Here is a 6,247-nt window from a genome sequence, read left to right on the forward strand (position 1 = left end):
GATGATGAAACCGTAGAAATACGTGGTCTTTCGAGAGGCCTATTGCATTATGATATAAAAGTAGCCCACCTGTTGTTCGCAGCGATTTATACTGCTGGTCTATTATTAATGACATTATGCGAATATAAAATGAGTGGCTTCGCATTGGACACTGGCAACGTGATTTTCGACGTTCAAGGGAGCTAGTATGCGCAGTATTGCTATCGAGTTGATCGACAGAATAAATCCTCGCATGTCCGTTAATCTTCGTGTCAAGCGCCAATTCCACCCTGGCAGTCTCTCGGAGGTGGCTACACTTGTGAATTACCTGTCCTCCCGGGGAATTTCAGCAGCCGATACAGCATTTGACATCGGCGCGAACTCCGGCCTGTTCAGCCTGCCTCTCTCATCGATGTTCGCCGAAGTCGTCTCCGTCGAGCCCAATATCGAGCGCGCCCGTTTCTTGCAGCGTGCACTTCCCGAGAACGTACGAGTGGTCTGCGCTGCGTGCGGGAGCGGCAATTCTGTCGCCGTGATGACCGTTCCCAAACGAAAGGATGGGATCCAGCTCCACGGCTTGGGAAGCATCGCCAAACGGGGCGATGCTGCGCTTTTCCACACCGGCGGCGAGCCCGTCGAGCTTACCGAGTTCACCGTTCCCGTCGTTACCGTCGACGCGCTGGCGAAACTGGCGAAGGGCAAGATCTCATTTCTGAAAATCGACGTCGAGGGACACGAGGATGCGGTTCTCGCTGGAAGCGAAACTGTCCTGCGTGAGCATCGGCCGATCTTGTTCATTGAGATCGAAACGCGGCACGGCGTCGACGGCGTGAAGATCTTCGAAGAGCTTCGATCGCTCGGCTACCGCTGCATGTCGGTGAACCTCGGAAAGCTCGAGGCGCTCAATACTCCGGAATCATTTGACGCTGCTCTCGCGACACCCGAGATCATCAACTTTCTGTTCGAGCCCGAGCGGAAGTAGCTTGCGGTCCGAAGTCTCGTCCAGTCCCCTGCGCATCGTAGGGTTACAGCGGCGGCTCTGTCGGGAGGTCCATCTCAATCTCGCCGGTTTTTTCTGGTTCAGCCGCTTGGCAAGACGGCAAGGACCCGCAACCACTATGAGATTTTGATTTTTTAGCTGTGATCCACGAATGGAATGCCTACGCGCCCCGGGCCATTTTTGTTGGCAGAGTCAAGGCCAACGATATGGAGCACGGAGATGTACTTCGAACTCAAGGACGCCACGGCAGATATCCTTGCAAAAAGCCGTCGGCATGACGGGCTCTGCGATCTGCCGCTCGACCTGATTTCCTCCGATCGCGAGGCCTACGACATTCAGGCGACGGCGCAGAATGCGCTCGGCTTCGAACGCAAGGGTTATGCGATCGTCGGGACGAGCGACGTCTCACGCCGGACCCTCGGCCTTGCAGGGCCGATCTATTCCGAAATTCCGGCTTCCGCGCTGCTTGCGGGTGTGAAGGAATTCCGGCTCCCGCCGGGAACCATCGGTGTGCAGTGCGAGTTGGTCTTTACCATCCTCAGGCCCTTTCCGGATGCCGGCGAGCCGATCAATCTCGCGAGCGCGGCCGACGCCGTCCTCACATGCCGCCCGGCGATCGGCATTATTGGCCGGCGGACACGGCGGGTCTTCTATGGAGACAGCGCGGCGATCGCTGACTTCGGCCTCCATGTTGCAACCATCTGCGGCGACCATTCCGGGGCGCTTCCAGCCGCCGAGCTCGCGGACCTCGAAGTCACGACCTTTCTGTTTAAACAGACGGTCTTTTCCGGAAGGTCGGCATCGGTCATGGGCAACCCGCTGAACGCGCTCGCCTGGCTGGCAGGTGAGCTCACGGCGAATGGCAGGCAGCTCCAGACAAACGACGTCGTGGCGACGGGGTCGTGCACGACAATTCTTCAGGTGTGGGCCGGGCAGCATCTGGCCGCCGACTTCGGGCCGCTGGGCCAGATCGAGTGCGTCTTCGCCTGACGTCAATTCACCACCGAAAGGAAAGCATAATGCGGCCGCAACAAAAGCCATTCGTGATCGAGATCAAGAAGACCAGGCGTCTCCGCGCGAAACCTTTGCAGATGAAGGCGAGCTCCGGAAGCCTCACGAAAGGACAGAATGCAGACGCAAGCCCCGTCCTTCAGCGTGAGGATCGCGCCTGATGGTAAGCCGCAACATCCCTCATGAGTATTTTCTGCTTGATGCCGCAAGAACAGAAGGCCCCGTCGTCGGCCATCTTCGCGGCAAGCCGATTTCTGCCGCCGTCGTCGACCGGCACGGCAGCCGCTATCGCTTCGTCGGCGTTGCCGGAAGGGATCGCCAAGGCAGGCTCAACGTCCTCTCGCTCAAACATGGCGAGTGGATTGTCGCCCCCGACCTCGTCTACGAAAAGGCCGCCTAGCGTCGATGCCGGACGGCGATAACGCCCCCGCCGCCCTCTCGGCGGCGGGACAATTGCGTTAGCGCAACGGCTATTGCGATTTCTGAGGATCGTCCGCCGGATTGAGATATCTGATGCGCCACGGGCCATTCGTCGTAATCTGGATGATGCTCGGCTCATCGAAATAACCGAAATGCGCCGTGCCGGGCGGCAATGCGAAGAAACTGCCTGCGGGCAGTGCCTTGGCCGCGCTCCGATCGACGGTTTCGCCCATTCCGAGATTGATAGCCCCTGATATGACCGTGACCACTTCAAACCCAGGATGGGTGTGCGGCGGAACCACATAGCCTGACGGCAATTTGAGCCGCAGGGCAAACAAGCCTTTCTTGGTGGGATCGCCGAACAAGACTGCCGCTTCTGCTCCAGCGGGAAGCACCTTGGGGGCCGGGCCCCACTTGATATCACTGGGAGTGAACATTGGGTGTGCATCCTCTGCCGAAGCAAAGGAGGCCATCCCGCATAATCCGATCAAGCCGGCTGCGAATATCGATACGATTTTCATGACAAACCTCCCTCTCTCGCCGGGCCTTCCACCTCGGCTGAGCGCTGGGGCAGGCTCGCGAAACACAAGATAGTACGTCCGCGGGCCACGTCTAAGCAAGCTTTCCCGCTCATCGGCGCGAACTTCGGAAACGGCCCGATCCCTTCCGGAAACGGGCACAGTGATGCCGGCGCCGATTTGCGATTGCAGTGGTATTGTATGGTTGAGCACGAGAGGCCATGCAATGCAGACCCGATGGAGCACGATTAAAGGCACCCTCGCCACCTGGGCCGTGCCCCTGCGGCTGCATCTGAGCGTGATAATCCTGGCGCTTTTGGCTGTCACCGCTCTTCCGATCGTCTGGATCACCTACACTCAGGGCAGGTTCGCCGCCCTTTCGACCGGCGAGGCCCAGATGCGTCAGCTCGGGCTTCGCACGATCGAGGACTACCGCAACGTCTTCAAGGGCGGTTACACGGCGGTCGTGACTGCCTCGGCCGTTCCGGAGATGCTGACCGCGCCACCCAATGATCTCAAAGCGAAACAGGACTTTCTCCTGAAAGCCTTGCAGTCCTCCTTTCGCGTCGATGGCATCTATGCAGGCTATCCCGACGGAGGTTTCGTTCAGGTCCTCGGAGTGGCGGCGGATCCCGAATTCAGGGGCAACTTGAACGCCCCGGCGCAGGCTGCCTACGCCGTACGAGTCGTCAGCAGGGTCGATGGTCCGCCCAGCACGATCTGGACCTTCTACGACAAGGAAATGCGTCTGCTCAATCGCCGCGCCGACCGTGATGATATGTTCGACCCACGCGTTCGGCCCTGGTATCTTGCGGCGGTTGGCGAGGGCAGGACCGTGTCTGTCGGACCCTACGTCTCGGCATCGACCCATTTCCTGACCATGACGATAGCCACCCCCTCTGGGCCGAACAACCGCGTGGTGATCGGGGCGGACGTCATGCTGGTGACGCTCGGAGCGGTTGTCGACGTCAGCGCCCTTTCGGAGCATGCACGTGGCTATGTCTTTGATCAGCAAGGCGGTTTGATCGTCCACTCCGACAAGGATGTGATGAATGAGGTCAGGAGGCGGCTTCGCGCCGGCCAAGAGGTATCCGTGGCAACGCTGGCGCAAGCAGATCCAACGCTCCCGGTCGTCAGGAACCTGCTCACTTCGGACCGCAGTCTGGCGACGGGCGCGGTTGTCCGCTTTCCCGTAAATGGCCATGACTATCTGGCACAGGTTTTTCGCGAAGGGATCGCCAGTCTTCGCGGCGGCTATACGGTCGTCATAGCAGCGCCGCTTGAAGAGCTTGTCGGGCCGGTCGAGCGCAGGCTGAAGCGCAATCTGGCAATTGCCGCAGCCTTTCTGGCCACCGGCGTCCTGATCGCGCTCGTCATCTCCCGGCTGGTCAGCCGATCGCTATATCGGCTCGCCGACGAGGCAACGCATATGGGCAAGCTTGAATTCGGCGAAAGCCGCATTGCCCATTCCTGGATTTCCGAGGTCAATGTGCTCGCGAAGGCTTTGAGTTCTGCGCGCCATGCCATCAGGACGTTTTCGGTTTACGTGCCCCGGGAACTCGTGCGCAGGATCGTCATTGCAGGCCAATCTGCCGTGGGCACCGCTGTCCGGCAGGACATTACCGTGCTCTTCACGGACATACGCGACTTCACCACCATTTCCGAAGAGAACTCGCCCGAGGAGGTCGTGGCCCTGCTCTCGGGCTATTTCGAAACCCTCAACGAGGTTGTCGAGCGCCACGGCGGCACGATCGTGCAATATATGGGAGATGGCGTTCTTGCGATGTGGAACGCTCCCTTGCACGATCCCCGTCATGTCGAAAACGGCTGCTATTGTGCCCTGGCGATGAAGGCTGCGATCGACGCCATGAACGCCGCAAACGCTGCAGATGGACGGCCTGTACTCATCACACGCTTCGGCCTGCACACCGGCCAAGCCGTGGTGGGCAGCGTCGGGGCAGAAACACGCCGCCAATACACCGCCATTGGAGACACCGTAAACATCGCCTCGCGTCTCGAGGGCCTCAATCGCCAATATGGGACATCGATCCTCGTCAGCGGCGCCGTCCGCGATGCCGTTGGCGAGACGTTCGAACTCGTTGCTGTCGGCATCGTCAGCGTCAAAGGACGAACGGGCCAGACGGAACTCTTCGAGCTTAGAGCGTAGGAGTCAGCTCCTCGCAGTCCCACCGCGATCCGGATCTCTAGCTCTCTGGGATTTCAGTTGAGATCGGCATGATGTGCAGGTGTCCGTACTTGACTGACCTTTCCGCGATCACGTGCTCAGCAAAATGCTGCAACTCATTCGGTTGCCCCTTTAGAATCCCAACTTCGAGGCAATGACGGTCGTCAAGATGAACATGCAGGCTTGAGACCGCCAGAGAATGATGTTCATGAAATGCGCTGGTAAGGCGACGCGCCAGTTCCCGAGCCTCGTGATCGAACACGTAGCTTAAGACGCCAATCGAATTGGTAATTGAACCTGTTTCGATCGAAGCCTGTTTGAGACCTGCGCGGGCTAGGTCGCGGATAGCTTCGGAACGGTTCTGGTAGCCTCGGGTTTCGATAATCCGATCGAGTTCGGCCATCAGATCATCATCAAGAGTGACCGTTACGCGCTGCATGAAAGCTCCTCGAATAAAATTTTCTTAATGGCATCAGTAAGCATTTTTGCCGTCGACTTCATACTTTGCTTTCCGTAAGCCGGGGGTGTCCAGAACACTCTTAATCCGAGGACAGACATGCTTCCAAATCCTTTTGACGACAAACCAGCACAGATCAAAACAAAAGTCGTGATGACCTTTATTTTCCTGATCGCTGCCAACATCGCCGCATGGATTTGGGCGTGGACCGCATTCTCCGATCAACCGACACTGTTGGGCACCGCGTTTCTCGCCTACATGTTCGGTCTCCGCCACGCTTTCGACGCCGATCATATCGCGGCGATCGATAATGTCGTGCGGAAACTCATGCAGGAAAACAAGTCGCCCTACGCCGTCGGCTTCTTTTTCTCGCTCGGTCATTCGAGCATCGTCGTCCTGGCTTCAATCGCGATCGCGGCGACCGCGGCCGCCATGCAGACCCAGCTTGACGAATTCCATGAAATCGGCGGCGTTATCGGCACGACAGTCTCAGCACTCTTCCTTCTTGTCATCGGGCTCGCCAACCTCTTCATTCTGAAAGGCATATGGGCAGCCTTCGGCCGTGCGCGCCGCGGCCAGAAGCTCGTTGATCAAGACCTTGATGCGGTCCTTGCCGGTGGCGGTATTCTTTCGCGACTTTTCCGCCGTACCTTCAGCATCGTCTCGCGGTCCTGGCA

8 protein-coding genes are annotated in these 6,247 nt (G+C 58.6%); 6 read left to right on the plus strand and 2 right to left on the minus strand.

Annotated elements, in window-relative coordinates; translation table 11 throughout:
- The 4 genes from ACPYOI_RS34130 to ACPYOI_RS34145 form a co-directional block, all read left to right on the plus strand.
- A partial coding sequence (locus ACPYOI_RS34130; RefSeq protein ID WP_481424021.1) for a hypothetical protein occupies positions 1 to 186 on the plus strand: 186 nt, incomplete at its 5' end.
- A gap of 1 nt (position 187) precedes the next feature.
- Entirely contained in the window at positions 188 to 961 is a 774-nt protein-coding gene (locus ACPYOI_RS34135; RefSeq protein ID WP_481414865.1) for an FkbM family methyltransferase, read from the plus strand.
- A gap of 237 nt (positions 962 to 1,198) precedes the next feature.
- A complete protein-coding gene (locus tag ACPYOI_RS34140) occupies positions 1,199 to 1,969 on the plus strand; it encodes a 2-keto-4-pentenoate hydratase (protein WP_481414864.1) in 771 nt (256 codons plus the stop codon).
- Positions 1,970 to 2,150: 181 nt separating this feature from the next.
- Positions 2,151 to 2,390: a hypothetical protein gene (locus tag ACPYOI_RS34145; protein ID WP_481414863.1), complete on the plus strand. Its 240-nt coding sequence runs from the start codon at positions 2,151 to 2,153 to the stop codon at positions 2,388 to 2,390.
- A gap of 70 nt (positions 2,391 to 2,460) precedes the next feature.
- Here the strand turns inward: ACPYOI_RS34145 and ACPYOI_RS34150 are convergent, their stop codons facing one another.
- Positions 2,461 to 2,931 carry a cupin domain-containing protein gene (locus ACPYOI_RS34150; RefSeq protein WP_481414862.1) on the minus strand — a complete coding sequence of 157 codons (471 nt, stop codon included), beginning with the start codon at positions 2,929 to 2,931 and terminating at the stop codon, positions 2,461 to 2,463.
- A gap of 223 nt (positions 2,932 to 3,154) precedes the next feature.
- On the opposite strand from ACPYOI_RS34150, the gene ACPYOI_RS34155 reads away from it, so the two are divergent.
- Positions 3,155 to 5,095: an adenylate/guanylate cyclase domain-containing protein gene (locus ACPYOI_RS34155; protein WP_481414861.1), complete on the plus strand. Its 1,941-nt coding sequence runs from the start codon at positions 3,155 to 3,157 to the stop codon at positions 5,093 to 5,095.
- 37 nt (positions 5,096 to 5,132) lie between these two features.
- Here ACPYOI_RS34155 and nikR read toward each other — a convergent pair whose 3' ends face one another.
- On the minus strand, positions 5,133 to 5,552 hold the full coding sequence (gene nikR, locus ACPYOI_RS34160; protein WP_168831018.1) for a nickel-responsive transcriptional regulator NikR: 420 nt from the start codon (positions 5,550 to 5,552) through the stop codon (positions 5,133 to 5,135).
- 117 nt (positions 5,553 to 5,669) lie between these two features.
- Here nikR and ACPYOI_RS34165 point away from each other — a divergent pair.
- On the plus strand, positions 5,670 to 6,247 hold a 578-nt coding region (locus tag ACPYOI_RS34165), incomplete at its 3' end, for a HoxN/HupN/NixA family nickel/cobalt transporter (protein WP_481424022.1).

The sequence above is a fragment of the Rhizobium sp. SVR5-2C genome, from assembly GCF_056755115.1.